Raw genomic sequence first — 26,157 nt, forward strand, 5'->3', positions numbered from 1 at the left:
CGTTGACCAAACCGGAACCTCGGCGCTCCAGCGTGCGGCAGCCGGGGAAGCCGTAATGCAGACGACTCCAGCACGACCTGTTCGCCATACTGTCCTGACACCACGGAAAGCTCCGGCTCGGCCACGCAAACGGCTTCGAGCATTGACTCTGGGTCACGCGCGCCAGTCGACAGCTGCTTCGTGGACGTCCTCCCCCATCCGGGTGATTACCGTCGTGGTGGGTCATGATCACGCTCCGCTTTGACCGACAGGACTTATCGAGGTTGCGGCGCTATCAAGCCGACTATGTGGTTACCGCTCGCCCCAGCGATAGCCAGGCGGTGCGGACACCGCCAACTTGCCTCCCGCAGATCACGATGCAACGTTCTCGAACATAGGTTCGATCGCCTTGCTTCCCCCTCGGCGGATCGTCGTCGCGGCGTGGAGGGCTGGTTGTCGTTCAGTAACAAACCGAATCTATCGTGGGACCGTCTGGAAAGGACGCTGTCCGGTCGTCCCGCCGCACCCGGTGATGGCAACGACGCCTCGGCGTGGACCCGGCATCGTGACGGGTACGCGGGCCCGCCGCCCGATCTGCGTGACCGCGACCGTCGCGTCGACGAGTACTTGATCGGCGAGGTCCGCACCCCGTACGCCGAACTGCACGTCCACTCGAACTTCAGCTTCCTAGACGGGGCCAGCCACCCCGAGGAACTCGTCGAGGAGGCCGTCCGCCAAGGGTTGGACGCTATCGCCCTGACCGATCACGATGGCATGTACGGCGTGGTGCGGTTCGCCGCCGCCGCGCGGGAGTACGGGATGCGCACCCTGTTTGGCGCCGAACTCTCCCTGGGGCTGACCGCCGCGCAATCCGGGAAGCCGGATCCGGACGGCGAGCATCTGCTGGTGCTCGCCCGCGGGCTGGAGGGGTACCGGCGGTTGTGCCGGGCCATCTCGCACGCCCAGCTCGCGGGCGGGGAGAAAGGCAAACCCGTCTACGACCTCGACGAGGTGGTCGACGAGCTGCGCGGGCACAGCGTGGTGCTGACCGGATGCCGCAAAGGCGCTGTGCGCCAGGCCCTCTACTCCGACGGGCCCGCCGCGGCGGCCGAGGAGCTGACCTGGCTGGTCGACCGGTTCGGCCGGACCAGCGTATACGTCGAACTCCATCACCACGGGCTCCCGCTCGACTCCGAGCACAACGACCTGCTCGCGAGGATCGCGCGTGAGCAGCGGGTCGGGATCGTGGCGACGAACAACGTCCACTACGCCCAGCCCGCGCAAAGCCGGGTCGCCGACGCGCTCGCGGCGGTGCGAGCCCGCCGCAGCCTGGACGAGATGGACGGCTGGCTCGACGGCGGCAGCGAGCGGTTCATCCGCTCCGGCGCCGAGATGGCCGAGCGGTTCGCGCGCTGGCCCGGCGCGGTCCAAACCGCCGCCGTCCTCGGTGTGGAGTGTGCGTTCGATCTCACGCTGGTCGCCCCGGACCTGCCGCCCTTCCCGGTCCCGGACGGGCACGACGAAACCTCGTACCTGCGCGAGCTGACCTGGGCCGGCGCCGCCGACCGCTACGGCCCCCGCGAACACGCGCCGGACGCCTACGCGCAGCTCGGCCACGAACTCGACACCATCGAGAAACTGGGGTTCCCCGGGTATTTCCTGATCGTGTGGGACATCGTGCGGTTCTGCCGCGAGAACGACATCCTCTGCCAGGGCCGCGGCTCCGCGGCGAACTCCGCGGTCTGCTACGCCCTCGGCATCACCAACGCCGACCCCGTGAAGTGGGGCCTGCTGTTCGAACGCTTCTTGAGTGCCGAGCGCGACGGGCCGCCGGACATCGACGTCGACATCGAGTCCGACCGCCGCGAGGAGGCCATTCAGTACGTCTACGACACTCACGGCCGTCTGCACTCCGCACAAGTCGCGAACGTGATCACCTACCGCGCGCGCTCCGCGGTGCGCGACGCCGCCGCCGCGCTCGGCTACTCACCCGGCCAGCGCGACGCCTGGAGCAAGCGGATCGAGACGTGGGGCGCCATCGCCTCAGTAGCCGACGACACCGGCACCCCGACGCCAGTGCTCGCGCTCGCCAACCGGATCGGCGACTTCCCCCGGCACCTCGGGATCCACTCCGGGGGCATGGTGCTCTCCGACCGGCCCGTGTCCGAGGTCGTGCCCGTCGAGTGGGCCCGGATGCCGGGCCGGTCGGTCCTGCAGTGGGACAAGGACGACTGCGCCACGATCGGGCTGGTCAAGTTCGACCTGCTCGGCCTCGGCATGCTCTCCGCGCTGCACTACGCGATCGACCTCATCGCCGAACACCAGCATCAGCACATCGACCTCGCCCGGCTCGACCTCGCCGACGAGGGCGTGTACGACATGCTCTGCGCCGCCGACGCGATCGGCGTGTTCCAAGTCGAGTCCCGCGCCCAGCTCGACACCCTGCCCCGGCTGCGGCCGCGCGAGTTCTACGACCTGGTGGTCGAGGTGGCGCTGATCCGGCCCGGCCCGATCCAAGGCGGTTCGGTCCACCCCTACATCCGCCGTCGACGCGGTGAAGAAACGTGGCAGCACGCGCATCCGCTGCTGAAGGACAGTCTGGATAGGACACTCGGCGTCCCCTTGTTCCAGGAACAAGTCATGCAGATGGCCCGCGATGTCGCCGGGTTCACCCCGGCCGAAGCCGACCAGCTGCGTCGCGCGATGGGTTCCAAACGCTCCAGCGCGAAGATGGAACGGCTGCGCGAGCGGTTCTATTCTGGGGCTGCCGCGAACGGGATCACCGGCGACCTCGCCGACCGGGTTTTCGAGCAGATCCACGCCTTCTCCGGCTACGGTTTCCCCGAGGCCCACTCGATGAGTTTCGCGCTGCTGGTCTACGCCTCCGCCTACCTCAAGCTCTACCACCCGGCCGCGTTCCTGGCCGGGCTGCTGCGTGCCCAGCCAATGGGGTTCTACTCGCCCCAATCACTCGTCGCCGACGCCCGCAACCACGGCGTGCTCGTGCACGGTCCCGATATCAACGCCAGCCTCGCCCACGCCACCCTCGAACCCCACCCCGACCCCGAGTCCGAACCCGCGGTCCGGCTCGGGCTCGCCGCCATCCGCCACCTCGGCGACGACACCGCCCAGACCATTGTGAACGATCGTGACGAGCATGGCCCCTACACCAGCATCGGCGACCTCGGCCACCGCACCCAACTCGACACCCCCGCGCTCGAAGCGCTCGCGACCGCCGGTGCGCTCGCCGGGCTCTCCCCCGACCGCCGCAGCGCGCTGTGGGCCGCCGGGCCCGCCGCCGCCACCCGGCCCGAGCACATTCCCGGCACCGCCACCGGACTCGACGCCCCCGCTCTCCCCGGCATGACCGCCCTCGAGGTCGCCGCCGCCGACCTCTGGGCCACCGGCATCACCCCCGGAACCCATCCCGTCTCCTTCGTCCGCGGCCACCTCACCCACCTCGGCGCCATCCCCGCCGCCGCACTGCTCGACACCCGCGACGGCACCCGGGTCCTGCTCGGCGGCGCCGTCACCCACCGCCAGCGCCCCGCCACCGCAGGCGGGGTCACCTTCCTCAACCTCGAAGACGAGACCGGCATGGCGAACGTGATCATCAGCGTCGGGCTCTACCAGCGCAGCAAACCCGTACTACGCAACCACAACGCCCTCCTCATCCGCGGCATCGCCCAAGTCGCCCACGGCACAGCGTCCCTCGTCGCCGACAACATCACCCCACTGAACCTGCGTGGCCTTCCCGCCACCTCGCGCGACTTCCGCTAGCAGCCCCAGCCGTCTGCACACCCAGCTCGCGTCGCGCGCTGGCGTGTACGTACGCACCTGGCCATCGAGGCATTTACCGAATCGGGGCAGTCGCGGACCCGGCTGTGGCGCGCGGCCGAGCCGCTCAGTGCGGCGGGGATCGCCGACCGGGTGCGGTGGCAGGCCGACGCCTGGATCTCGGCACGGGCCCCGGACGGGCGCCCCGCGTCCGGGATTGTGTTGCTGCGTCTGGATCCCGCGGAAACCGTCGCGGGTGCGTCGCTGCAGACCGCGATCCCGGCCGCCGGCGCCGACACCGACGCCGACGAGCGCGCCGCCCGCGCGCTCGTGCGGGTACAGGGACTCCTCGGACCGGACAGCGTGTACACGGCGGTGCTCGACGGCGGCCGCGGGCCTCGCGAGCGGGTCACCCTCGTGCGCTGGGGCGACCCCCGCCTCCCCCCCACCAGGACGTGCACGCGCCGTGGCCGGGCCGGGTGCCCGCGCCCTCGCCCGCCACCACGCCCGATCCGCCCTGGCCCGCCGACGTTCGCGGCCCGAGCGGGGAACTCGTGGCCCTCACCGACCGCCTGCGGCTGGCCGGGCCGTGGCACGCCCACACACGCTGGTGGACCGCCACTGGCTACCACGGACTGCGGATCCAAGCCGTGGTCGAGCTGGACACCGGCGGCGAGACCGCGCTGCTGCTGCACGCCCGCGCCGACGGTGTCCGTCTGATGTGGACTGTCGAGGGCGTGCACGACTGACCACCGGGCGGGCTACCGTGAGGTGGTGGCCGCCGAGCGCCGCTGCCGAGGGCCCCGGCCGAGCTTGCTCGTCACAGGAAGTGACTGCAGTGCTTGACGCACCGAACCGCCTTCGGTCCAGCGCAGTAGGCGCACGCGGCGCAGCTGAGCAAGCCGCCCGCCGCACACCCGATGCACGACACGACATAGTCTCCGTCGATATGCGCGCCCAGGCACAGGACCATGCACTGCACGAACTCGGCCCGGCCCATCGGCTCGACACCGCGGGGACCGGAACCGGGCTTGGCTGCCGACACGCGCACGGCGTCGCCGTCCCGGGTGGCCACGGCGACCGGTGTTCCCTCCGGGAGGAAAAACTTCAACGCGCCCGCGTCCCGGTCGGTCACGATGGTGACCGCGGCCGATGAGTCCACGGCGGTGTCGAGGTAGGTCACGGTCGTTCCCCCGGCATGGGACAGCGCGACGCACTCGTCGCTGGTTCCCGCCGCCAGCACCGTCACCGTCTGCTCGTCGGTCACGCCCCACACGGCGGCGGCCTCCCGCACCTCGGCGCGGGCGAGCGCCCGGTCCCGCTCCGCTGACGTGGCAGCACGCATTCCGGAGGATCCACCCGCAGCGGCGGTGGCCGTGCCGCGGGCGAAGATCGCCAGGCCCGCGCCCGCGGCCGCGCCGCCGAGCAGCCGCCGTCGGGTCAGGCTCTTGCCGGAACCTCGACGTCGCGCTTTCGCGCTGGCCTCGAGCACCAGCAGACGGACCAGGGTGCGCGCGCGGTGGACGCCGACAAGCCGGGCGAGACGGACCCGCAGGGCCATGCCGGTCCAGCAGCGGACCCGGTTGCCCTCGACGCGGACCAGAGCCGGCACCCCCGGCACGTCCCGCCCGGAACGTTCGAAAGCCTGCCGCACGGACGGGTCGGTTCGCGACACGACCGAGAGATTCTCGATCTTCAAATCACGAATGGCGGCCGCCACCTGGGTACAAGGCGCACACTCGGCATCAAAAACAAGAAAATAGGACATAATTCCCCCTCAGTTCAGGAACACGGGCGTAATCAGATCACGGCACCGTGACATCTCTTGGAGAACCAGGGGCTCGCTGCCCATACTGGTTGCCAAGCTCGTTTCGGAGGGAGCCGAAAAGTGCTGGTGAACGGGGAGCGACATTATCTGAATATCCACTTCACGGCTGAGGACCTGCTGCGCTCGCGCCTGCTGGGGCAGCCAGACCCGCTGTGGGAGGTAGTGCTGAGCCTGTCGACACTGCGATCCGCGAGCCCACCGGCCCGGGACCGGACGTGGTGGCAGAGGGCTCGAAGGGAGATCGTCCAGCATCGGGGCGTCTCCGATGCGGTGCACAGCCTGGGAATGCTCGTTCCGCCCCGTGGGGACTTCCCGGATTTCCTCACGCCTGCGGAGGCGCCGATGACCGGCGCCTCGACGATCAAGGAGGCGGCGGAACACATCCGGGCAGTGCCTCGTTCTCGCATGCGCCTCGACATCAGGCAGATGAGGGGCGGGGAGCGACGAGCGGCGTCGCTGCTTTCCACGGTCGATTCACCGGGCTACCAGAATGTGGTGGCCGATCAGGTGGAGACCTATTTTCGTTTCTTATTGTCCCCGATCTGGGACAACGTCGGCGACGAAATCCGCCGCGATCAGGGCACGCGCACCACGCAGACGGTCTCGGGCGGCATCGAAAACCTTCTCGCCGGTCTGCCCGCGCCACTGCAGTGGTCATGGCCGACCCTGCGACCCCCTACCCAGTCGACCGCGACCTGTTACTGAAGGGCCGCGGCCTCCTGCTGATCCCGTCCTTCTTCTGCCGCTCGGTCCCCGTCACGTTCATCGATCCACGGCTGCAACCGGTCCTGGCATACCCGGTGACGCACCACAGCGAGCACGAGCCCGCTCCAGAGGCGATGGTGGCCCGGCTCTCCGGCGCTTTGGGCCGCACCCGCGCGACCATCCTGGTCGCGCTGCGCACCCCCGCCTCCACTACAGAACTGGCCCACCGAGCCGCGCTGTCACCGGCGTCGATCAGCGAACAGACCACGATCCTGCGCCAGGCCGGGCTGACAACCCGGAGACGACACGGGCAAGCGGTCCGGCACTCGATCACCCAACTCGGCCGCGACCTGCTCGCCGCCACACCCGACTAACGGCCACGACGTCCACCATCGCAGCGACCTCCGATCCGGACGCCCGTCCCCCGTGTCGAACACATCCATGAGGCCGCCCATCGTCACCGCTGCCGCTGGGTGGTCAACGACCGTTCACCCGATCAGAGGAGTATCCACATCAGACACAGGCCGGGCCACGCCTGGCCGGAAATCACGAACTCGTCCGATAGCGATCATCGAGGACGAAGAGCCGACTCCTCGCCAGTGAGGGCCGCGCGGATCCGCAACGCGTCGCTCAGTTCCGGACCATCGACGAGCTGCGAGACCATCCTGTCCACGATCGCCAGCGCCTCGTTGATCCGGGCCTGGGGATCGGCCGTGGCGTGGTGGTTGGTCTCCTGTCGAGGTCCGACGACGTTCCCGTCCACGTCTGTCACGAGTTCCACCGCCCAGGTACCGTCCTCGTCCACATTGGCGTTGCCGAATGCCCGCGGCCTCATCGTCGTGGGCATGTCGGGACAGTCGTAGGCAGCGGCCTCGGCGGCTTCCGGATCGCCGGCAACGACTATGACGGTGGTGCTCACGGTTTGGGTGAGGTACACGGCGTAGGTGGGCATCGGGATCTCTTCCGTCGATGAAACTGCCGTCCGGGGTGTGTTTCTTCGTCGGGAACACCCGACTGGTGGTGCTCGAGGTCGGTCACGGGCCGAGCGAGGGTTCAGCCGACGTGGCCGAGGCCGAGGTCACGTCGGAACCTCATCCCTGTCGTGAGCCATCGTGCCTGGTGCATCGATCACGATCGCGTGACGAGGTTACCGGATCACCACCGGCGCGCCGTCGTCACAGCGCGCGGGACTCCATGACGCTGGGCATCCCCGGGCGGTCCTGAAGGAGACGTGACACTGTTGCCTGCCCCCGGCGTGGCGGCCATTCGAGATGCCCACTGGGCGACGCCGGTTCTGCCCGCGTCCGGGCGTGCGGGGATCGGCCTGTTTCCTCGTGCATATCGCTACTCTGGTCCGCTCCATGGTTCCCGAGACTCATCAACGCGATTCTCGGTCAGGGAACTCGGAACATGCGATGAACAGGGCATCACAGATCGCATATCGGTCACGCCGATTGTTTTCTGGACTCGGCCCGCCGCCGGATTCAGATCCGCCACCGGCATGACATCGCCGCACGCACAGCGGCCGACATGAATCGGGTGGATCCCGTGGCCATGGATGTGGACCGGCCGCGGTCGCGGTGCCGGTAGAGGTGAGCGACCGCCGTGGTCGAGCAGGCATGCTGGACACCCTTGGGCGATGACGTCACGCGGGCATGTCCAGGCACCCCGGGTGCTCAGCCATTAGCCCAGCCGGGTGAGATCGGGAGTGCATCGCCGACGCTGTGTCAACTCCTGGTCAGCGTGGCGAAGTCGCTGGTCGGGGCCATGGAGGAGCGGAGGACAGCGTGTGTTTGCTCGACTGGACACCCCGCGATCCACCGGGCCAGTATCGGCGCGAGAGCCCGGTAACCGGCTCCGCACGCCCCCCGTTGACGAATGCGAGATCCCCACGATCGGACGCCCGTCCCGCGACCCTCGATCGCGCATTCCCCGCACCTGACACATCCGTGCATCCTCGGGCGAACAGTCCGACGGTACTCCCCTTTTCAGTATCCGAGCACGCCACCATTTTCAGGAGGAACAATGCCGTGGAATTTCATGGAAGTGATCCCGTTCTTTGACGGTCGACGCCTTATGCCCGAATGTGGCCCGGGCGGGCTGACACGGAGTTGCGCTCGAAGCAAGATACAGGGCATTCTCGACGACGCCGCCGCCCATATCGGACCCCCGTTCGATGATCTCGCGCAACAATGGGGATCAAGCGACGCGCGGGATTTCGTGACCGACAGTCGGTCCGCGTGGCTGGTGTACGAGCACGAGGATGATGCCGTCCTCGCGGGTGCGCGCGAGCACGCCGTCCGGTTCGCCCAGGAGCTGAGGAAGAACGGTGTCGACCTCCACGTGGCTGACCCGGATGTGAGCACGAGGTAAGCCAAGCCCCGACGCACGCCCGGCTGCCACGCTCGATTGTTCACGCTCGCGACAATGACGATCGGGCGCCGCCGTCTGCCGCGGCGAAGCCGAGACCTCGCCCGCACCGGAACCCCCTGCCAGCGCTGGCGTCGAACCGGCCCGCACCCGGCCCATGACCGGCGCGCCCCGGGCGCGTAGGGCGGCGGTGAGCGGGGCTGGTACTCCGGGTGCGAGTTCGCTCCGGCGTTGCACGGAGGCGCCGGGGCGCCCTTCCCGCCAACCCCTGGGGCGGTACCCATGGCGGCGGGTGCCGCGCGGGAGAAGGTGTCAAATGCCGGATGCCGGTGCGGCCATCCTCGGCGGCACGTGCGGTCCACGTTCGTCCATGCCGCGGTGGACGGCGCCGTGTGCCACGGGTGTGGTGGAGCCACGACGACGACCACGGACGCGGGCGCCTTCCGAGGTCACCGAACGCAGTGGCTTCCGCGTTGCCGGCACGGTACCCCGTGACCGCGGGCACCGATGCCTTCACCGAGGACGGCTTCCTCACGGCGTCGACGCGTGCGGCCACGTTCGCCTGGGCGTCTCCCAGGCAGATTACTGGTGGAACTCGACGATCTCGACCCGCGAAGTGTCCACAATGTACTCACTTTCGTCGCGGCCCGTGTTCCGCGCCAGCAGGTGCTCTGGGGTGACCAGGGCGGTCCACACCGCGCCGGGTGGCCTGCCGCGGATCCCGGCGTGGGCGTATTGCACCGCGACGTCGAGGGAATCGGTCCAGGACCAGTCGCCGCAGCGCTCTTCGACCGATCCACGGTAGAGGCGCACGGCGGATTCGGGGCGGCGCGCTGGTACTCCGTCGACCGTGTAGCCGGCGAGGCGGAACAGCTCTCGCCACCGCGTGTGCGACAAAGCCTGGTCGGGGTACTCGGCCATCGACCACACGTTACCGACATACCGCGTCACCTCGTCGGACGTGATCAACTGGTGGTGGTGGAGCCGGTCGAGCAGGAGCGGGCCGTCACACCGCCCGACCCGGACAAGGGTGGTATCGACTTCGTCCGCGGTCAGCGGCGTTGAACGCCGCACCAGAAACGTCAGGAGTTCGACCACGTCAGTGATCAGTGGAATTCCACCGGAAGAGCCAGGAGCGACCTCGTAGGAATCATTGATCATCACGACGGGATGACGTTGGCGTCGATCAGCTTGTCGGCGAGTTCCTCAGTCTGTTCTCGGGCTCCGCCTTCGTCGACGATGTCTGAGCCGACCTGCTCGACAATGAATTCAGAAATTACGGTGATGGCGCGTTCGCGGGGTTATGGCACCCATGCAGCATAGCCTTATCCGTGAGTGCGCTTCGCCGCCCGGGGCTGCTTCTGGCCGATTTTCGCAAGCGCCATGGACTGGTGGCACGTTGTTTGCGGGAGATGGTTGCGGATCGTACGGTGCGGTGGTGAGCAGGCGTCCAGGTGGGCGCCGTCATAGAAGTCCCGCTACGGTTTGCGGCCGACCCCGGCGAGGATGACCGATTCGTTCGGAGCGGTGAAGGTGAGCTCGGGTTTTGTGGGCGAGCTGTCCTCGGGGTGCCATTCCGTGGTCCACGCGAGTCCCGGCGAAATCAGCTCGAAATCACCGAACAACCGGCCGATCTCGTGATGTTTTCGCCAGATGACCGGGCTGCTTTTTTGTCGTACATCTCTTTGAGCCGAACCAGTTTTTGGTTGTATTCAGCCAGAACACCTTCGTCGGTGATGTGGGAGACCGCCAGGTAGGAGCCGCGGGGAGCGAGTTCGCGGTAGCGGGCTACGGCGGCGGGCCCGACGTCACCGGTGTCGCCGCTGCGTTCCGAGGCGGGCTGTTGGACGTGCAGGACCGCGATGAGCAGGACCGCGACAGGTTTGTCCAGGTCGAGTACGCGAGTGTCGGCCACCTTCCTCCAGAGCCGGTCGGGGTCACGAAGGTCGGCGTGCAGTGCGGCGTGGCGGCGAGGATCGCCATGCTCGTCGAGGAGGTTTCTCGAGTGGCTGACCGCGACGAACAGCGCCAACTCGCGGGCCACGTCCAACCGCACCTTAGGGTCGGTGTCGCGCAGCCGCTGCGCGACCGCGTCCGCCATCCCGGTCGTGGTGTCACGGTCGCGCAGGGCGACATAGCGTGCCGCGCGCACCGCGCAGGCCCGCACCGTCGGCGCCGGTACCGTCCGTCATGCAGCGCCGTACGAGTTCCGCCGCGCACGGACTGGGCAGGCGAAATTCGGCGCACGCCCAGCCGACGTATCCGCCCCACCAGTCGAGATCCTCGCTCAGTCCGGGGATATCGCGCACGAGTTCCGCGCACTCATCGCTGACGGTCTCGGCCAGGATCTCGAGCGCGGTGGTGTCGCCGGGGTTCCAGGACCACGCGACCAGCGCGGCGACGCAGCGCGGCGCCGGGCATCGGACGGGTTCGGCGGCGACTCGGCGCATCCACGCGCGGTCCTCGCCGGCCGGGCCGCCCCCATGCTGGCCGCAGAGCCTGGCGAGCGCGCAGATCGCACCGACGCGCACCAGGGCGTCCGGATCGTCGATCGCGGCGCGCAGCACGCTGGTGACGCGGGGGCGATGGCGGTCGAGGCTGGCGGGCACGTGCAGCGCCGCACGCCGGATCGCGACATCGGCGTCCGTCGCGAGCACCACCAGCCGCGGCCACGCATCCTCAAGGGACTCGCGCGCGGCCCGCAACCACGCCAGTTCGTCCGGGTCGACCGGCGCGTCCTCGGCCAGGACACCCTCAGCCGCGGCAGCGGGTCCGGTCCGAGGATCCGGCGAACCTCGAGGCCGATGGAGCCGGCCAATGCGAGGAGTTCGGCCCGGAATCCGCAGCGCGGATCAGCGGCCACCGCGATCAGGAACGGCAGCAGCACCCCGCTGGCCGGGTACACGGTGTGCTGATGCCAGAGCGAATCGAACAGCTCATCGCACGCGCGATCAGCCTCGTCACCGGTTCCGTGCACCGCGGTCCGCAGCAGCGCGGGCAGACGTGTGCTGGTGCCGTTGCACGACAGGGTGTGCCAGTCCGGATCCTCGATCCCGTCGAGGGGGTCGGTGTCCGCGCTCGAGGCGGCGTGGGAGGGCGTCACCAGCGCAGTGTGCGCCTGCCCACCGACAACCTGGGGCGGGACGATGCGGACCACCTGTGCCGACAGGAACGGTCTCGAGCTGACGTGACCGGCGCTCCGCACACCACATCCGGATGTCGTACCGCCCTGGTGTCCGGGCCCACGGTGCCGATTCCGCGTGACCATCCCCGGGTCATGGGACACTGTGATGGTGCGCTTTCAAATCGAACTCGTCGGCGGCGACGCCCACCAGCATCGGCTGGTGATCAACGGCGACCCGATGGATCCGCCGGAGACTTTCGAGATGTGCCAGGAACCCAGCGCACGGGAACTGGACCCCAAAACTCCCTTGCCTCCGGGGCGCAGGCTGTTGTATCGACGCGGCGAGAACAACGCGCAGGGCAACAACGGACCTCTCTGGTTCTACCGCTTCGAGTCCGAACTGCCGGTGTAGCCAGCGATCTCGCTGTCTGTGGCGACGCCGTGGGCCGCTCCCGCCCTCGGTGAACAGACGGCCCACGTTATCGCGGAGCGAGTTTGACGGGGATCGGTTCGTGGCGCGGCATCCCGGCCGCGCCCGGCAGGGCTGTGAGCGGGCGAGGCGATCCAGCGAGGTGTCCAGGCTGGTCCACCATTCCCGGGTGAGGTGGTCGGAGGCGAGCGTGCCGGCGCTGCGGACCGGGGATTCGGTGATCAGCTCGGTCTCGTCGGCACGCCAGAGGAATCCGGTGCCGAGATCGGTCCACCGGACACCGCCGTACCAGCCGGGCTTGGCGATGCCCGGGTCCAGCCCGGCCGAGGCCGCCGTTCCCCCGCCCTGGAGCTCGCTCACGGTCCCGGGCACTGTGGGCTGGATCCGGATCCACGTGTCCCGGACGGTCCGGACACCGACCGTACGGCGTTTGCGTACCACCGACCGGCGGTCGAGGTCGACGCCCAGCAACTGCTCGACGTGGGCGAGCACGGCGTCGACGGGGTTTCGGCGGAGGTCGACGGCGCGAGCGTCGCCGATCGGCGACGCGGTCAGGGTTTGCGCGCGAGCGCGCCGACAAGGAGTTTCTGCACCGGGAGCAGTTCGTCTACTCGTGGCCCGTCCTGCCACCAGTCCGGCAGCAGCGACAGCTCGCGGGGCATGTTCGGTCCCGGCTGCACGATCTCGAGGCCGTCGAGCATCGCGGCGATCTGATCCCGGGTCCGGAAATACCCGGAGCCCATCGGGCCGCTCACCATGATGTCCTGCAGGCGTCGCGCGGAGGCCGACAACGGGCCATTGTCCTCGGGGTCGAAGAAGTGTGAGATCGCGACGTAGGAGCCCGAGGGCAGCCTGTCGATGTAGCGGCGCATGATCGCGACCGGGTCGGCCGAGTCGTCGACGTGTTGCAGGGTCGAGACCTGCAGCAGCGCGAGAGGACGCGTCATGTCCAGGCCCTCGCCCACGGCCGCCGCGATCACCCGGTCTGGCTGGGTGAGGTCTTCCTGCACCAGGGACGCGAGGTCCTTCTCCTCGAGCAGCGCTCGGCCGCGTGCGGCGACGACGGGATCGTTGTCCACGTAGTACACGCGGACGCCGGGGCGGACCCGACGGGCGGCCTCATGCGTGTTCTCCGCGGCGGGCAGACCGCATCCGCAATCGAGGAACTGGTCGATGCCGATTTCCCTGGCCAGGTACCGGGTCACCCGGATCAGCCACTCACGGTTGTCCCGCGCGATCGTTTTCATCTCGGACGATTCCGCCAGGAGCGCGTCTCTGACTCGATCCTCGATCTCGAAGTGGTCTTTGCCGTCCAGCATGGCGTCGTAGACGCCGGCGATGCTGGCAACGGTGGGGTCGATCCTCCCGGAGGACACCAGGTGCGGGGCGGGCGTGTCCATGCGCTGCGATCCTGTCGTCGTAACGAAAACCAGTCAGTGTGACCTGACGTACAGTACCGTCCGTCCCGCCGCGTACGCACATTGTGCCCGGCCGGATTCGAGGGCGCCGGGCCAGCGCCCGCGCTGAATCACGGACTGTCGCCATCGCTCGCGGCGGTTCGCCCGATACGGTGGTCACGCCGGTCCGTGCCCGGTGACGACGAGTCCGGAACCCGATCCCACATGGTTATGTGTTCCGGGTGGGACCGCGTACAGATGCGCGGAGATGCGCCGTCGGATCCGGGCCGGACAGGCCTTCTCGGCGCCCCGAGTGCGGTGCTCGGGAGGCTCTGCCCGGCGGCCCAGCAAGGGCTCGCCGGGCAGACGTCCCTCACCGGGGCGGCATCCTCAACGGGGAGGTTAGAGGGCGCGCCCGTCGCGCTCGCTGTCACTGTAGGGGGGGGTACGGCCCACCACCGGGCAGCGTCCATTCGGTCGACATCTACGGCGCGGGCGGGCCGTCGGTGTCCTCCGCGCCGGGGGCGATGGCCGGCTCGGCGAACCCGGGCCATCCGGTGGTGTCGGGGGCGAGTGCGTGCAGCTGGTGCAGGCCGCGGGATGTGTGTAGTAGCCGCAGCAGCTGCTCGACGTCGTCGGTGATGTCGAGGGCCCCAGCGTGCAGGTCGGCGGCAGTGAGCTGGGCCTGCTGGTGCAGTGCCAGCAGCCAGTCCGGCAGGTGTCCGGTCCGGGTGGCGCTCTCCCATCCGGCGACGACCGCGCAGGCCCTGGCAAGGCCGCGTTCGGCCGCCAGGGTGCCCAGCAGTGCCTGATAGGGCGGCGCGGGCTGGACCAGCCAGATCAGCCGGCGCCGGAACGCCGCGGCCGCCATGGCCAGCTGATCCCGCGGGATCTTTCTTCGTGGGCGGGTGACGTGCGGGTCCCGGATGCGATCGCGCGCCCAGCGGCCTACGGCGTCGCTGCCGGGAAACCGCTGGCGGTACCAGGTCGCGAGATGATCGTTGCGCGAGCGCCGGGTCAGGGTCATCGTGACGTCCTCCGCACTGTCCTGAGTGGATCGCCCTGCCGAGAAGCGTAAATGTGCTGAGCGGACAAGTTCGGACGCCACGCCGAATCCACCATAGACAGCGGCGACCATCGTTGGCCGCGGGAGCAGCGCTCCTATCGGATCCGGGACACCGCGGCGACCGGCGTTCAGTGCAGCGCCGGGCAATTGCAGCGCCATCAGGTACACCCGCGATCGAAGTGCTGGGCCGCGTCGCGAGCTGAACGGGTGACCGCGTGTCGTGTCGGCGGTACGCAACAAATTCGGTGGCACGGTGATTCTTCTCCGGCGCCGCTGTGTGGTATCAACCGCCGCTCCGAGCGCGTGACCATCGCGGCGCACGATTATCGACGCAGACGAAGTGCGACGTCGCCGGAAACTCTGGGGCAAGTCAGGAAGGTAGGCCGCGCTGTGCGGCACGGGCAACGTACCGGCCGCGGCGGACAGGACGGGGTAGGGCCGGGGCAGCCAATGTCGTGCGATCACGTCATGGCGATCCTGTGTGGCTCGCATCGGTATCGGTCGTTCGCTGACCATGAAGACCGGCAACGGCACGGGCCAGGCAATTTCTGTCTCGAAAAAGCCCGCTCAGGTCGCTGCGAGGCCCCTCGTGCGGTTGCGGGAATATTTCAGCCCTCCCGCCTCTCTCTGTCGACGACCACAGCGGCTAAAGTAGACACGTCGGCGTCACTCCCCTCGAGCGCCGCACCAACACTGGAGGGTAGAACAAGAATGGCACAGCAGGTTAGCGTCGAGATGGTTGATGATATCGACGGGAGCGAGGCGGCCGAGACGGTGCGCTTCGGGCTCGACGGTGTCGACTACGATATCGATCTCAGCCGGGACAACGCCGACGAATTGCGCGATGCCCTCGCGCAATATGTCGAACGTGGGCGTCGGGCCGGTGGCCGCAAGCGACGCGGCGGGATCACCACGGGGGCGGCCAGGTCCGCGCCTCCGACTCCGGCGCAGCGGCAGAGGAATCAAGATATTCGCGCGTGGGCAGAGGAAAACGGTTACGCGCTGTCCGAACGTGGTCGTATCCCCGCGAACGTCATCGCGGAGTACGACGCGGCGCAACAAACACCGGCGAAGCCCGCGCGGACGCGGAGCACCACCAAGCGTGGCCGAAAGGCTGCCGCCGCGTAGCTGACTGGACGTGCGCCCGGGTGGGGTCACTGTGTCCGCACCGGACCCCACCTCAGTCTGTCCGACACGGCCGACGAGCAAGCCCGCACGGTGACGGAGATCGTGTCCGTGTTCGACACACCCAGGATGGCCGTGGAGTCGGTCCACAGTTTCGGTACCCCGTCGTCCACACGGAACCCGGCCGCCGGTGGCAGCGACGGCGCGAACTGGCCTTGGTGTTGCATGCCACCGGTGGCCTGCTTGCCCATGCAGGAGGCGAATTAGACCGTGCGGCCTTCGCACGCATTGCTGGACGTGGCGCTCCGCGATCCGCCAACACCACACCTCCTTCGTCTCTCCCCCTCCCCGCCCCGCACGCCCACGCGCGGCGTCCGCTGATCAGGTGTGCATCGCTGTCCGTACGGCGCAGTGCACTCTCGCGTGTGTGTACGACTGATATTCAACACCGGGTCGCCGTCCGCCGGGTACAATGGATCACGAGATACAGGCGAATCCCCAGAGCGGATTCTCGTGGCAGTACACGATTCCGTGGCCCGTACCGTAGCGCATCGGTCGGACGACCGCGCCGTGAGCAGCGTCCGTACCGCGGGGACCGGTGTGTTCATCCGAGGCGATAGGCCTGTGCCAGCGGTGTCGCAAGTGGACGATCGTGGACCAGGGGAAAGAGGCACTGTGATCGAGGCGATGTGCCAGACATGGCTTGTGACGGTGCGACACACACCCGGGAAAACCGCGACCAACGTTATCGCGATCCTGCGTTATGAACCCAGCCAGCGACGCGAGGTGACCGTAACTCTCGACGACGATGATCAACCGACCTGGCATATCAATCCCTGCGTTCTCCGTGGCGAACCCGATCCGTCCTCGAGTGCGCACGCCTGGGTACGGCTTGTCGGGCCCGGGGTATGGCAAACGGTCCTTCGCCTACCTGACGTGGACTTCGAATTGGCATTCGCCGCGGTCGATGTACAACACGTTGTCGAACAGATCGCCCGGGTCGACCGCTATACAGCGTGGGACCGCGGCCTCGGTGAGCTGTCCGAGCTCACGTAGCGCTCGTCTCTTGATCACGATCCGCGCGGCAAGGTCCCTTTGGCCCGCCGCGAGGTGCGACGCTGTGCGCGCCAACTGCCCACGCGCACCGGCACCAGGGCGCTTCCGGCGACGAGTTGGGTTCCGCGTTCATAAACAGCTGTCATGGTGGGTCGTGCGCGAGGGTCGATATTCCAGAATGGGCTACTGCATCAAGGAGGCCAACTCCGCGCCCATACCTCCACTATCACGAGGCGAGCGGCGACTCTGGCGCTAAACGCATACGTCTACGAAGGTTCCGGATGGAACGACTCCAGCGAAACGCGACGGCGACGCCTACCAGATAGCGTGCTTCATCGAGTGGATCAGTCATATTTCCGGGGTGCACGCTGTGATCATCGGTTGTCCGATCGACGTATCGTGATCGTGGCGCGACCCGGTACGCGTCCAGCCCGACGGCAAGCCGTGCGGCCTCAAGCAAGACACTGTCGTTGCCGGATTCACCACGCGTTGAGGGCATGGACTCGACCAACGCCCGCACTGCCGGAGGGACATACGGTGCCAACCGCAACTGGGCGTCGCGGATTTCAATGACTCGGCGGTAGAGCCGAGTTGCGCAGTCATGGTTGTCCAGTTCTGCGACGACTTCTGGGAAGGCTTTCACCAGCGGTCGCCACAGCAGGTGCAACTGCACGAGGGCGACGATCAAGCGAGGGCGACAGTACGCGGGCCGCGGACCTGCCAAGGCGATCGGCTGACGGCCAGCAATCCTTATCTCAGGGTATACCGTCCCAATGGCGACGAGTATCGCGCAGACACTCCCCCAGACATTGGAGTCAGTCAGAATTGCCGGAACCGCGTTGGCCAACTCCGGAGGCGCGATCAGCTCGAGCAGACTGCACGCCAACCACAGACTCCCGGCGTGGAAGCCGAGCAAGGTCAGGCGGAATCCCGTGCGGGCAACCGGCGTGGCCAGCGAGGCTTGAAAGTATCGGCGTCCGAGACTGTGGTAAACGAGGGTCGCCCAGGCGAGGTAGCCGCCATAGATCGTGAGGTAGGGAGCGACTACGGGCTCATCGCCCGAGGCAATCGCCAAGGTGGATCGCGACGCCGAACTGGATCCCCAAAAAAGGAGAACCATCGTTGTCACGCAGATGACAAGAAATCCGACGTGCCACATCACCGCCCGGGCGGGATCACGCCGATCCTCCGGGGCAATGGTTGAGACCACCAGCAAGCAGCACGCGGCCGCCATCGTGAAGACGTTGCCCAGCAGGTGAGTCAGGTTGGGAACGAGGTCCACTTGCTCGGCTGCTCGAAGAGTAAGGGGTGCGCCGATGGCCAGTGACAGACTGAACAACAGCAGGCCCACGACGAAGAATTGCAGCGCCTCGTTGATCATCCGTCCGTCTCGGCGAGCAGCGACATACTTCACGATCGCGGCGACGATCCCCGCTAGCGATCCAAGATAGCTGAGAATATCGGACATTTCAGACTTGGGCCACCCTGTTCGTCATGTTCGCGCTCTCCATGGCAGAAAGTCTGTCGCGTGAGCTGCGGCGCTACCAGCGGTCGCCGTTGACAAAATCGATGAAACATCGGTGACGACGTCAACACGTGCATACAACACGAGGTCTTCGCGCCGAAGATCGCGGTACTTGTATCTGAGACGCTCCCGTGACCACTTGGAATGTGCGACGATTGTCTCAGCGAGCGAGGGGAAGGTCTGTGGGAGGACGAGCTGGGCGCGTGGAGCCGATGCCATCGAGTTCGAGACCGTTGACGGCGGCAGAACAGTTCGGGAACGCGTTGCGCACGCGTCGCAAAGCTCGCAAGCTCACGCTCCGCGAGCTTGCCCCGATGGTCAATTACTCCTACAGCATGCTGAACCGGGTCGAGAGCGGGAAGTTCCCGCCAACGATGGAGATGGCCTCGCTGCTGGACAAGACGCTCGGGAACGGTGACGGGGCGCTTCTGGAACTCGCCAAGGCTGCTCGTAGCGAACCCTATGCGGGGCTTCCACCGTCGCCGGCTCATTTCGTCGGCCGCGATCGAGTGCTCACCGCTCTTAACTCCGCGCTGATCGATGAGGCGACGGATGACCGGTCCAACGTGGTGTTCGTGTTCGGGCCGCCCGGGGTCGGGAAGACCGCACTGGTTCGGTGGTGGGCCAACGACTATCGGGACAGGTACGCCCTCGCCCTGTACGCCGACCTGCGCGGGTTCGGGCCACGCGACCCAGCGCCGCCCAGCGAGGTTCTCGAAGCTCTGCTGCGGGGCCTCGGTGTCAGCGACGACCGTCTGCCGAACAGCAACGACCTGCGGCTGGCACTGTTGCGGGGGCACCTGCAGCGACGAGCCAGCATCGGTCATCGGGTGCTCATCGTGCTCGACAACGCACTCGATTCGCAGCAGGTCAAGGACATCCTGCCGGGTTCTCCCAACGTGTCGATCTTGGTGACGAGCAGGCGTCGGCTGTCCGGACTAGTGATCTCCGCCGGCGCGCAGGGAATACCGCTGGCCCCTATGAACAACGATGATGCCGCGGAGCTCGTGCGCAACTATGTCGGCGCCGACCGCGCCGACGCGGAGCCGGACGCGGTGCGATGGTTGACGAGCCTGTGCGCGGCGTTGCCGCTCGCGCTCAGTATCGCGGCCGAGCGGGTGGCTGCGAACGACACGGTCAGCATCCAGGAACACGCCACTGGTCTGGCGAACTGCGCGCTCGAGCTGCAGGTCGAGGATGACGAGTCGACCGGAGTGCGGGCCGCGTTCAGTTACTCGTATGACTTGTTGAGCCCGACTCAGGCGCGGCTTTTCCGACTGTGTGGCCTGCATCCCGGCCCTCGCTTCAGTGTCGATTCCGCCGCCGCGCTCGCCGGATTGACAGTGTCGGAGACCTCGCGGGTCTTGGAGCAACTGGTTCAGTTCTCCCTTCTCGAGCAGGTCGGTCTCCATCTGTTCCGGCTGCACGATCTGCTGCGGGACTACGCGGCCGCGGAGGCCGCCAGATCCGAGTGGGCCAGCGAGAACGAGGTTGCCGCGCGTCGCGTCGTGTCCTGGTACCTGCATGGAGCCAACGCGGCCGCATGGATGATCACTCCTGAGCGAACGGAACACCATCTCCGGTTGGATTCTCCACCCGACGACGTCAGTCCCCCGCGGTTCACCAGCTTCGCCAACGCACGGCAGTGGTGTGTCGACGAACTGCCGACTATCGCAGGCGTCGCGGAGCTGGCACTGCAGCGTGGATGGCTGTTTGAGGCATGGCGCATCCCCGTGGAATTCTTCGACTTCTTTACCCAACATCGGCCGGTCAAGGCTTGGATAGACAGTCTTACCGTTGCGCTGAGAGCGGCGGAAGCATCTGGTGTCGCCTTGCGCATCGCGCAGGCGGCCGAGCAGCTTTCCGAGGGCCACCTTCGACATGGGGAGTCAGAGGACTTGGATCGTGCGTGGACCCTCAGCTCACGCGTTCTTGAGGTGAGCCAAGGATCGGAACCGAACCGCTTTATGACGTTCGCGTACGTGGAGTTGGGTGACGTACGGTTCAAGCGTGGTCACTTCGAGGAGGCCGCGCAATTGTACGAACAAGCGTTAGCGATCGCACAGAAGGTCGGTGCGCATGTCGGTGAGACGTATGCGCGTACCCACCTCGGCAATGCATATCTGAAACTCGGGGACGTTGACCTAGCGGAAGAGCACGGCCTGCAAGCGTTCACCATGTTTGACGCCGATGGCGATCAGCATGGAATAGGGTATGCGGCGGTGCCATTGGCGCGCACCTGTCGTGCGGCTGGAGACCTTGAGCGAGCGCTGCACTATTGTGAGGAAGGCTATCGCGCCTTCCAGCGTTGCGCGGATCGTCAGGGGCAGGCTGAGGCACTCGGCGAGAAAGCATTGGTGCTGCTCACCATGGGCGAATCACGCCAAGCTACCGCGTGCTTTCAAGACGCCCTGAACCAGCTGCGACAACTCGATCTTCGAGCGACCGAGAGTCTCCACCGTGATTGGCAAGAGTTAGTGGGACCGTCGACGGCTGTTTAGAGCGTTCGGGCCATATGAGCCGCCTACGCGACAGGGGGTTTACGTGCGGTGAAATAGATTTGCGGTTCCGGGCCAGCCTGATCCGTTTCGGGGACATACTGGACGAGCTTCTCCCGCACGATGTGCAGATCGGCTTTCTTCAGCCGGTTTCGCAATAATTCTCGCGGGAAGCTGTATGTTTGAACCCAATGCCCCATCCATTCCCCCGCCTGATGGTCGGTCTCCGTCGGCACCGTTGCCATCACGAGGTAGCCCCCAGGGGCGAGCCAGGACACCAGGCGAGTCAGCATGGTGTCCTGTTCTTGACAGGGAATCTGGAGCATCGAGAAGAACGTCAGTACCGCGTCCCACCTTCCGGGTTCGAAGTCGAGTAGCCGCATGTCCGCGCGTTCGAAGGATGCCGCGGGAACCCGGTCACGAGCCAGCCGGACCATCGTGTCGGACACGTCATAGCCGGTCAGCCGGTGGCCGGCGTCCGCGATCGTGGCAGCGACAGGCCACCCTGTTCCTGAGCCGAGGTCGAGGACGTTCGCCTCCGCAGGAAGAAGGGTGAGGAGGTGCTCGAGGGTGGCGCCTACCTCGGGCTGGTGTCCGAAGGCATCTTCGTAATCACGGCCGAGGTCGTTGTAGACCGTGGCCGCGGACTCGGGCATTCTCGGCTCAACCATGGGTGCGCCTCTCCTCGGTGGGGTGGGGGAACGGGTCGCGACGGACGATGTGTGCGGACAGGGTAACGCCGTGCCTGTGCTCATGTTCGGCGAATCGCCCCGGTGACAGGCCGGACGGTGTGCCACCGCGCGCGACCGCAGAGCACCGCTAGCGCCGCGACGTAGGGAAAACAGTGGTAGGCCTCCGACGGTAATCCGAGGTCGCGAGTTTGAGCCATGAGGGCCAAGCCGTCGAGGCAGGCGAACAAGACCGCACCAGCGACAACGCCCGCGGGTTTGCGACCACCGATGATCACGACCGCGAGCACGAGGAAACCTCGACCTCCACTCATCAAAGGTGTGAAGGTGCCGATGCTGCCGATCGCCAGTACCGCGCCAGCGGAACCGGTCAAGGCGCCGGCGATCATCGCCGCCGAGGCTCGGTAGCGCCCGACGTCGATCCCTTTCACTACCGCGGTGGACGCCTCGGCCGCGGCGCGCAGCCGGAGTCCGTAGCGGGTTCTTCGCAGTACCCACGCCGACAACCCGGCCACCGCGACCGACAGCCATACACCCGCGCTCACAGCACCAAGGGGCTGCCCCAGCACGGGAAGCTCGGCCAGTCCCGGCACGGGAAACGCCGGGAGCAGGGGCGCGGTGATGTTCCGCTGCCCCGACGGGGCCACGACCTGGCTGAAGAAGGTCGAGATACCGGTGCCGCCGATGGTGATCGCGATCCCGATCAGGACGGTATCGATCCCGATGGCGGCGCTGATCGCGAAGATCGCACCCCACATCAGACCAGCCACGGCGCCCGCCGTCAGTCCCAACCCCGGCCCGCCCGCGTACGAGCCCAGGACACCGGCCAGAGCGCCGCAGAGCAGGATCCCCTCGATGCCAAGGTTGAACCCGCCCCCCGAGCGTTCCAGAAACATCTCGCCCAGACCCGCCAGGATCAACGGGGCCGCGGACGCGAGCGTGCTGCCCAGCAGGAGGACGACGAAGTCACTCACGCATACCTCCGCGGTTGGGCGCGGAGCGCCGGGCGACCGTGACGGCCGCGGCCACGGCGAGTAAGAGCACGCCCTGTGTGACGGTGCCGATCGACGCGGGGATCGCGCTTGTCATCTGGATGCCGTTCGCGCCGGTGAACAGGCTCGCCATCAGCAACGCCGCGATCATGATGGGAATCGGCCTGAAGCGGCCGAGGACGGCGACGACGAGGCCCGTGAATCCGATCCCGCCCGCTACCCCGGGTGTCAGGCGCCCATCGACACCGGCCACCTGTAGCCACCCGGTCAGCCCGGCGGCGGCACCCGACAACGCGGTGGTGCCGATGATGACGCGAGTGGTACTGCCGCCAAGACGGGCCGCGAGCCACCGCTGTTCGGCGAAGACGTCCAGAACCAGGGCGGATCGGGTTCGGCGCCACCAGAGGCCCACCCCGGCGGCGACAACGACGATCAGGACGCCGGTGGTCAGCCGACCGGGTACCGGCAGGAAGGGAATCAGCGCGCTCGAGGGCAGGTCGGCACTCCGTGGCGCGGAGAAGCCGTCCGGGTCCCGTAAGGACGTTCGCAACAGGAACGACAAGAGATGCGTCGCGATGTAGTTCGCCATCAACGCGCTGAGTATTTCGCTGACGCGCCAGCGAACCTGCGGAACCGCGGGAATCATCGCCCACAACACGCCACCCGCGATACCCGCGCCCGCTCCCAAGGGCAGCGCGAGGATGCCGGGCAGACGCCCCACCGGAGAGAGCATCAGTGCCGTCGCGGCGATCGCTCCGACCACCAGCTGGCCTTCAGCGCCGACGACGACCACACCGGCCCGCAGTGCCGGCGAGGCCCCGAGCGCGATCAGTGCCAACGGAACCGCGTACGCGAGGGTCTGGAGCGCGGAGTACGGGGTTCCCGCCGCCCCGTGGAACCACCCCGCCACGGCATCGACCAGGTCACCGCCGGTCATCGCCACGATCAGGCTCACCACGCCGAATCCTGTCGCGACGCACAGGCCGCCAATGAGATGCCGCCTGGTTACGCCGTGGCGCCGGACGTACCGAATCAACATGGCGGCTGATCGTCGGCCCTGGATACGGCCAGGTTGTGGCGTGCGTGGTCGTAGGAAGACGCGGTGTAGTCGCCGGTGATCCGACCGTCGGCGAGCACCAGGACGCGATCCGCGACACTGCTGGCCTCGTCGTGATCCGCGGACACGATCAACACCGCCGTACCGTCCGACGCCGCCGCGAGGATCCGCTCCCGCACCACACTCGCCGCCGCGACGTCGAGCCCCTGGGTGGGGGCATGAAGCACGGCAAGGGCCGGTCTGAGGTCGAGTTCTCGTCCGATCACGAGTTTCTGCGCGTTGCCGCCGGACAAAGCTGACGCTGGTATGTCGGGATCCGGCGGTCGCACGTCCAGTCGCGTCAGCATCGACCGCGCGAACCGGGTCACCTCGGCGGTGTCGATGACCCCGCGTGTGGCGAATCTGGGGTCGCGTAGCTGGGTGAGGATCGCCGACCACTTCACCGGACGCGTGAGCAGGAGCGCCCGCCCGCGGTCTTCCGGGACGTAGGCAACACTCCCCTCGACGGTGCGTGTCCCGCGTGCTGGAGCGATGACACCCGCGGCAACCTCGGCCAAGGCGCGCTGCCCGCTGCCCGCGGTGCCGATCACGGCGACGATCTCGCCCCGACGGACCGTGAGGTCGATATCCTCGATCGGCGCCAGGTCATCGGTCGCGGCCGTGACCGCGGTCAGCGTCAACGCCGGCTGGCTGGTCGGGTCCGGTGCCGGCCGGGGAGAACGACGTCTGGCCCGAGGGGTGCCGCCGACCATCGCGCGTGCCAGCGTCAGATCGTCAGCGGTGGTGGCCATGCCGTGCCAGGACACCGCACCCTGGCTCAGGACAGTGGCCCGGTCGGCGATCGCCCGGGCCTCGCGAATCCGGTGGGTGACGATCAGGACGCCGAGGCCCGCCGACGCCAGCGTGCGCAGGTGGGAGTGCAGGCCTCGGATCTCACTGACGTCCAGCACCGACGTGGGCTCGTCCAGCAACAGCGTTCGTGCGCCCTGCGCCACCGCGAGAACGACCTCACCGAGCTGTTGCCGCGCGCGACCGAGCTGCCAGGTGGGCACAGCGATATCGACGTTCACGCCGACAGCGTCGAGGGCCGCCTCCAGGGAGCGCCGCGCCTCGCGTCGTCGCAGCAGACGTGCCGGCGCGGTCAGAGCGAAATTCTCGAGCAGCGTGAGCTCGCCAGAAAGGCTCCCGGTCTGCGGTATGAGACCGATGCCGTGCCGAAGCGCGCTCTCGCGTGACTCGAACCGGACGGGCACCCCGTCGTGTTCAACCATCCCGCTGTCCGGTTGGTCCAGTCCAGCCAGAATCCGGATGGCAGTCGATTTTCCCGCACCGTTTTCGCCCAGCACAGCGTGAATCTCGCGGGAGGTGACTGTCAGATCCACCTTGTTCAGAGCCTGGACCGTATCGAATCTACGGGACACGTTCCGCAGGGCCAACGTCTGTTCTGTCGTCACGACCCGATTCTGACCTTACCTTCGGCGAGTTGCCGCGCGAGATCACCGGCACGGCTCTGCAGGTCGTCGGGAACCGCGGGCGCCGCCTGGACTTTGTGGACGGTGTCCAGGATCAGCGACCGATTTTGGATGGTCGACACTGAGGTCTTTTTGCCGAAGCTGCCGTTCTTGAGTCGCTCCACGATCGTCGGCAGGATCGGCGTCATGTCGAGACGTGCTCGTCCGATGTTGACCGTCGTCGCCGCGTCGCTCGTCGTGGAGCTCATTCCGAGAGTGGCCGTGTCGCGGGAGGCGGCCGCGGCGGCGACGCCCGGGGAATACCCTTCGGCGTTGGTCGCGATCAGGCGCGCTCCCGAATCGAGCTGGGCGATCGTGGCCCGATGCGCCGCTTGCGCGTCCTCCCAGCTGCCGAGATAGATCGGTGTTCGCACCGTCGCGCCCGGATTGACCGCGTGGACGCCGAGTTCGAACCCGTGCCATTGACGTTCCTGCGGCGGTATCTGCTGTCCATCGACGATCCCGATAGGCGACAGGTGGGTGTGGCCGGCTACCCAGCCCAGCAGATAGCCGAATTGTTCGGAATCCCAGTTCCAGTTCTCGACGTTCGCCGCGGATTTCTGTTTGTCGGTGGCGTCGCCGGTGGTCAGGAAATGGCTATCTGGGAACTCGGCACTGATCCGATACAGCGAGTCGGCGAAGACGCTGGACCAGCCGATCACCAGATCGTAGCCGTCTGCCGCGTACTGCCGGACGATCGGTTCGGCGTCGTGGGCGGTTGACACCGATTCACGAATCTGCACCGTGTCGACCAGTCGACGCTCCCGCAGGGAACGAGCAGCGGTCGCCCCGGCCTCATTGAAGCCTCCGTCGTTGGCGACGCCACCCAGGATGATCGCCACCCGGATAGCTCCCTTGTTCCCCGACGGGCTCGCCCCCGAACCGCATCCGGCGACCATCATGCTGATGATCAGCGTCACGCCGACCATAGCCTTGACTGCCACTGCACGCACAGTTCCCGCTCCCCTCATCGACGTGGCACGGCATACTCTGCCAGCCAACGCCATGTTGCATCCAAAAGTTCAACA

General features: G+C 67.4%; 23 protein-coding genes. 9 read left to right on the plus strand and 14 right to left on the minus strand.

Annotated elements, in window-relative coordinates; all coding sequences use genetic code 11:
• The first annotated feature begins 432 nt into the window (after positions 1–432).
• Entirely contained in the window at positions 433–3,759 is a 3,327-nt protein-coding gene (locus tag HUW46_RS46960) for an error-prone DNA polymerase (protein ID WP_215545072.1), read from the plus strand.
• 452 nt (positions 3,760–4,211) lie between these two features.
• Positions 4,212–4,505, plus strand: coding sequence for a hypothetical protein (locus HUW46_RS46965; protein ID WP_215545073.1), 294 nt, complete (start codon positions 4,212–4,214; stop codon positions 4,503–4,505).
• Between the two features lie 71 nt (positions 4,506–4,576).
• Here HUW46_RS46965 and HUW46_RS46970 read toward each other — a convergent pair whose 3' ends face one another.
• Positions 4,577–5,524, minus strand: a complete 948-nt coding sequence (locus HUW46_RS46970) for a hypothetical protein (protein WP_215545074.1) — start codon at positions 5,522–5,524, stop codon at positions 4,577–4,579.
• Between the two features lie 120 nt (positions 5,525–5,644).
• Between HUW46_RS46970 and HUW46_RS46975 the strand changes: the two genes are divergently transcribed.
• Positions 5,645–6,289, plus strand: a complete 645-nt coding sequence (locus tag HUW46_RS46975; RefSeq protein ID WP_215545075.1) for a hypothetical protein — start codon at positions 5,645–5,647, stop codon at positions 6,287–6,289.
• Positions 6,241–6,663, plus strand: a complete 423-nt coding sequence (locus tag HUW46_RS46980; RefSeq protein WP_215545076.1) for an ArsR/SmtB family transcription factor — start codon at positions 6,241–6,243, stop codon at positions 6,661–6,663. The genes HUW46_RS46975 and HUW46_RS46980 overlap by 49 nt, the downstream gene beginning before the upstream one ends.
• A gap of 194 nt (positions 6,664–6,857) precedes the next feature.
• Here HUW46_RS46980 and HUW46_RS46985 read toward each other — a convergent pair whose 3' ends face one another.
• Entirely contained in the window at positions 6,858–7,241 is a 384-nt protein-coding gene (locus HUW46_RS46985) for a hypothetical protein (RefSeq protein WP_215545077.1), read from the minus strand.
• A gap of 1,073 nt (positions 7,242–8,314) precedes the next feature.
• On the opposite strand from HUW46_RS46985, the gene HUW46_RS46990 reads away from it, so the two are divergent.
• A complete protein-coding gene (locus HUW46_RS46990; protein WP_215545078.1) occupies positions 8,315–8,662 on the plus strand; it encodes a hypothetical protein in 348 nt (115 codons plus the stop codon).
• Between the two features lie 579 nt (positions 8,663–9,241).
• On the opposite strand, the gene HUW46_RS46995 is transcribed toward HUW46_RS46990, so the two are convergent.
• The 4 genes from HUW46_RS46995 to HUW46_RS47005 form a co-directional block, all read right to left on the minus strand.
• A complete protein-coding gene (locus tag HUW46_RS46995) occupies positions 9,242–9,757 on the minus strand; it encodes a hypothetical protein (RefSeq protein WP_215545079.1) in 516 nt (171 codons plus the stop codon).
• A 380-nt stretch (positions 9,758–10,137) separates the two neighbouring features.
• The gene (locus HUW46_RS49210; protein ID WP_442860900.1) at positions 10,138–10,284 is read right to left on the minus strand and encodes a hypothetical protein; all 147 of its coding nucleotides are present in this window, start codon (positions 10,282–10,284) and stop codon (positions 10,138–10,140) included.
• Positions 10,263–10,811: an SAM-dependent methyltransferase gene (locus HUW46_RS47000; RefSeq protein ID WP_254125605.1), complete on the minus strand. Its 549-nt coding sequence runs from the start codon at positions 10,809–10,811 to the stop codon at positions 10,263–10,265. The genes HUW46_RS49210 and HUW46_RS47000 overlap by 22 nt, the downstream gene beginning before the upstream one ends.
• Positions 10,774–11,364, minus strand: a complete 591-nt coding sequence (locus HUW46_RS47005) for a hypothetical protein (RefSeq protein WP_215545080.1) — start codon at positions 11,362–11,364, stop codon at positions 10,774–10,776. The genes HUW46_RS47000 and HUW46_RS47005 overlap by 38 nt, the downstream gene beginning before the upstream one ends.
• A gap of 555 nt (positions 11,365–11,919) precedes the next feature.
• Here HUW46_RS47005 and HUW46_RS47010 point away from each other — a divergent pair.
• On the plus strand, positions 11,920–12,195 hold the full coding sequence (locus HUW46_RS47010; RefSeq protein WP_215545081.1) for a hypothetical protein: 276 nt from the start codon (positions 11,920–11,922) through the stop codon (positions 12,193–12,195).
• Between the two features lie 569 nt (positions 12,196–12,764).
• Here the strand turns inward: HUW46_RS47010 and HUW46_RS47015 are convergent.
• Positions 12,765–13,613, minus strand: a complete 849-nt coding sequence (locus HUW46_RS47015) for an SAM-dependent methyltransferase (RefSeq protein ID WP_215545082.1) — start codon at positions 13,611–13,613, stop codon at positions 12,765–12,767.
• 481 nt (positions 13,614–14,094) lie between these two features.
• Positions 14,095–14,637, minus strand: coding sequence for a hypothetical protein (locus HUW46_RS47020; RefSeq protein WP_215545083.1), 543 nt, complete (start codon positions 14,635–14,637; stop codon positions 14,095–14,097).
• Between the two features lie 750 nt (positions 14,638–15,387).
• Here HUW46_RS47020 and HUW46_RS47025 point away from each other — a divergent pair.
• Both HUW46_RS47025 and HUW46_RS47030 read left to right on the plus strand, forming a co-directional pair.
• Positions 15,388–15,804: a histone-like nucleoid-structuring protein Lsr2 gene (locus HUW46_RS47025; protein WP_215545084.1), complete on the plus strand. Its 417-nt coding sequence runs from the start codon at positions 15,388–15,390 to the stop codon at positions 15,802–15,804.
• A 672-nt stretch (positions 15,805–16,476) separates the two neighbouring features.
• On the plus strand, positions 16,477–16,857 hold the full coding sequence (locus HUW46_RS47030) for a hypothetical protein (RefSeq protein WP_215545085.1): 381 nt from the start codon (positions 16,477–16,479) through the stop codon (positions 16,855–16,857).
• Positions 16,858–17,083: 226 nt separating this feature from the next.
• On the opposite strand, the gene HUW46_RS47035 is transcribed toward HUW46_RS47030, so the two are convergent.
• The gene (locus HUW46_RS47035; RefSeq protein ID WP_215545086.1) at positions 17,084–18,325 is read right to left on the minus strand and encodes an MAB_1171c family putative transporter; all 1,242 of its coding nucleotides are present in this window, start codon (positions 18,323–18,325) and stop codon (positions 17,084–17,086) included.
• A 269-nt stretch (positions 18,326–18,594) separates the two neighbouring features.
• Between HUW46_RS47035 and HUW46_RS47040 the strand changes: the two genes are divergently transcribed.
• A complete protein-coding gene (locus HUW46_RS47040; protein WP_256451463.1) occupies positions 18,595–20,883 on the plus strand; it encodes a helix-turn-helix domain-containing protein in 2,289 nt (762 codons plus the stop codon).
• A 23-nt stretch (positions 20,884–20,906) separates the two neighbouring features.
• On the opposite strand, the gene HUW46_RS47045 is transcribed toward HUW46_RS47040, so the two are convergent.
• The 5 genes from HUW46_RS47045 to HUW46_RS47065 form a co-directional block, all read right to left on the minus strand.
• Positions 20,907–21,551 carry a class I SAM-dependent methyltransferase gene (locus HUW46_RS47045; protein ID WP_254125609.1) on the minus strand — a complete coding sequence of 215 codons (645 nt, stop codon included), beginning with the start codon at positions 21,549–21,551 and terminating at the stop codon, positions 20,907–20,909.
• A gap of 80 nt (positions 21,552–21,631) precedes the next feature.
• Positions 21,632–22,543: an ABC transporter permease gene (locus HUW46_RS47050; protein WP_215545088.1), complete on the minus strand. Its 912-nt coding sequence runs from the start codon at positions 22,541–22,543 to the stop codon at positions 21,632–21,634.
• Positions 22,536–23,519, minus strand: coding sequence for an ABC transporter permease (locus tag HUW46_RS47055; RefSeq protein ID WP_215545089.1), 984 nt, complete (start codon positions 23,517–23,519; stop codon positions 22,536–22,538). The genes HUW46_RS47050 and HUW46_RS47055 overlap by 8 nt, the downstream gene beginning before the upstream one ends.
• A gap of 74 nt (positions 23,520–23,593) precedes the next feature.
• Positions 23,594–25,072 carry an ATP-binding cassette domain-containing protein gene (locus HUW46_RS47060; protein WP_215545090.1) on the minus strand — a complete coding sequence of 493 codons (1,479 nt, stop codon included), beginning with the start codon at positions 25,070–25,072 and terminating at the stop codon, positions 23,594–23,596.
• Positions 25,069–26,049 (minus strand): BMP family ABC transporter substrate-binding protein, encoded by a 981-nt coding sequence (locus tag HUW46_RS47065; RefSeq protein WP_215545091.1) that lies wholly within the window; start codon positions 26,047–26,049, stop codon positions 25,069–25,071. Before HUW46_RS47065 ends, HUW46_RS47060 begins: the two co-directional genes overlap by 4 nt.
• Positions 26,050–26,157 lie beyond the last annotated feature (108 nt).

This window comes from Amycolatopsis sp. CA-230715, assembly GCF_018736145.1.
Classification (GTDB): Bacteria; Actinomycetota; Actinomycetes; order Mycobacteriales; family Pseudonocardiaceae; genus Amycolatopsis.

Bases quoted from the DNA above. Each gene is read 5' to 3' on its own strand.
- HUW46_RS46970 (WP_215545074.1), bottom strand. From the start codon at position 5,524: ATGTCCTATTTTCTTGTTTTTGATGCCGAGTGTGCGCCTTGTACCCAG.
- HUW46_RS46980 (WP_215545076.1), top strand. From the start codon at position 6,241: ATGGCCGACCCTGCGACCCCCTACCCAGTCGACCGCGACCTGTTACTG.
- HUW46_RS46985 (WP_215545077.1), bottom strand. From the start codon at position 7,241: ATGCCCACCTACGCCGTGTACCTCACCCAAACCGTGAGCACCACCGTC.
- HUW46_RS46990 (WP_215545078.1), top strand. From the start codon at position 8,315: ATGCCGTGGAATTTCATGGAAGTGATCCCGTTCTTTGACGGTCGACGC.
- HUW46_RS47015 (WP_215545082.1), bottom strand. From the start codon at position 13,613: ATGGACACGCCCGCCCCGCACCTGGTGTCCTCCGGGAGGATCGACCCC.
- HUW46_RS47020 (WP_215545083.1), bottom strand. From the start codon at position 14,637: ATGACCCTGACCCGGCGCTCGCGCAACGATCATCTCGCGACCTGGTAC.
- HUW46_RS47025 (WP_215545084.1), top strand. From the start codon at position 15,388: ATGGCACAGCAGGTTAGCGTCGAGATGGTTGATGATATCGACGGGAGC.
- HUW46_RS47035 (WP_215545086.1), bottom strand. From the start codon at position 18,325: ATGTCCGATATTCTCAGCTATCTTGGATCGCTAGCGGGGATCGTCGCC.
- HUW46_RS47040 (WP_256451463.1), top strand. From the start codon at position 18,595: ATGCCATCGAGTTCGAGACCGTTGACGGCGGCAGAACAGTTCGGGAAC.
- HUW46_RS47045 (WP_254125609.1), bottom strand. From the start codon at position 21,551: ATGGTTGAGCCGAGAATGCCCGAGTCCGCGGCCACGGTCTACAACGAC.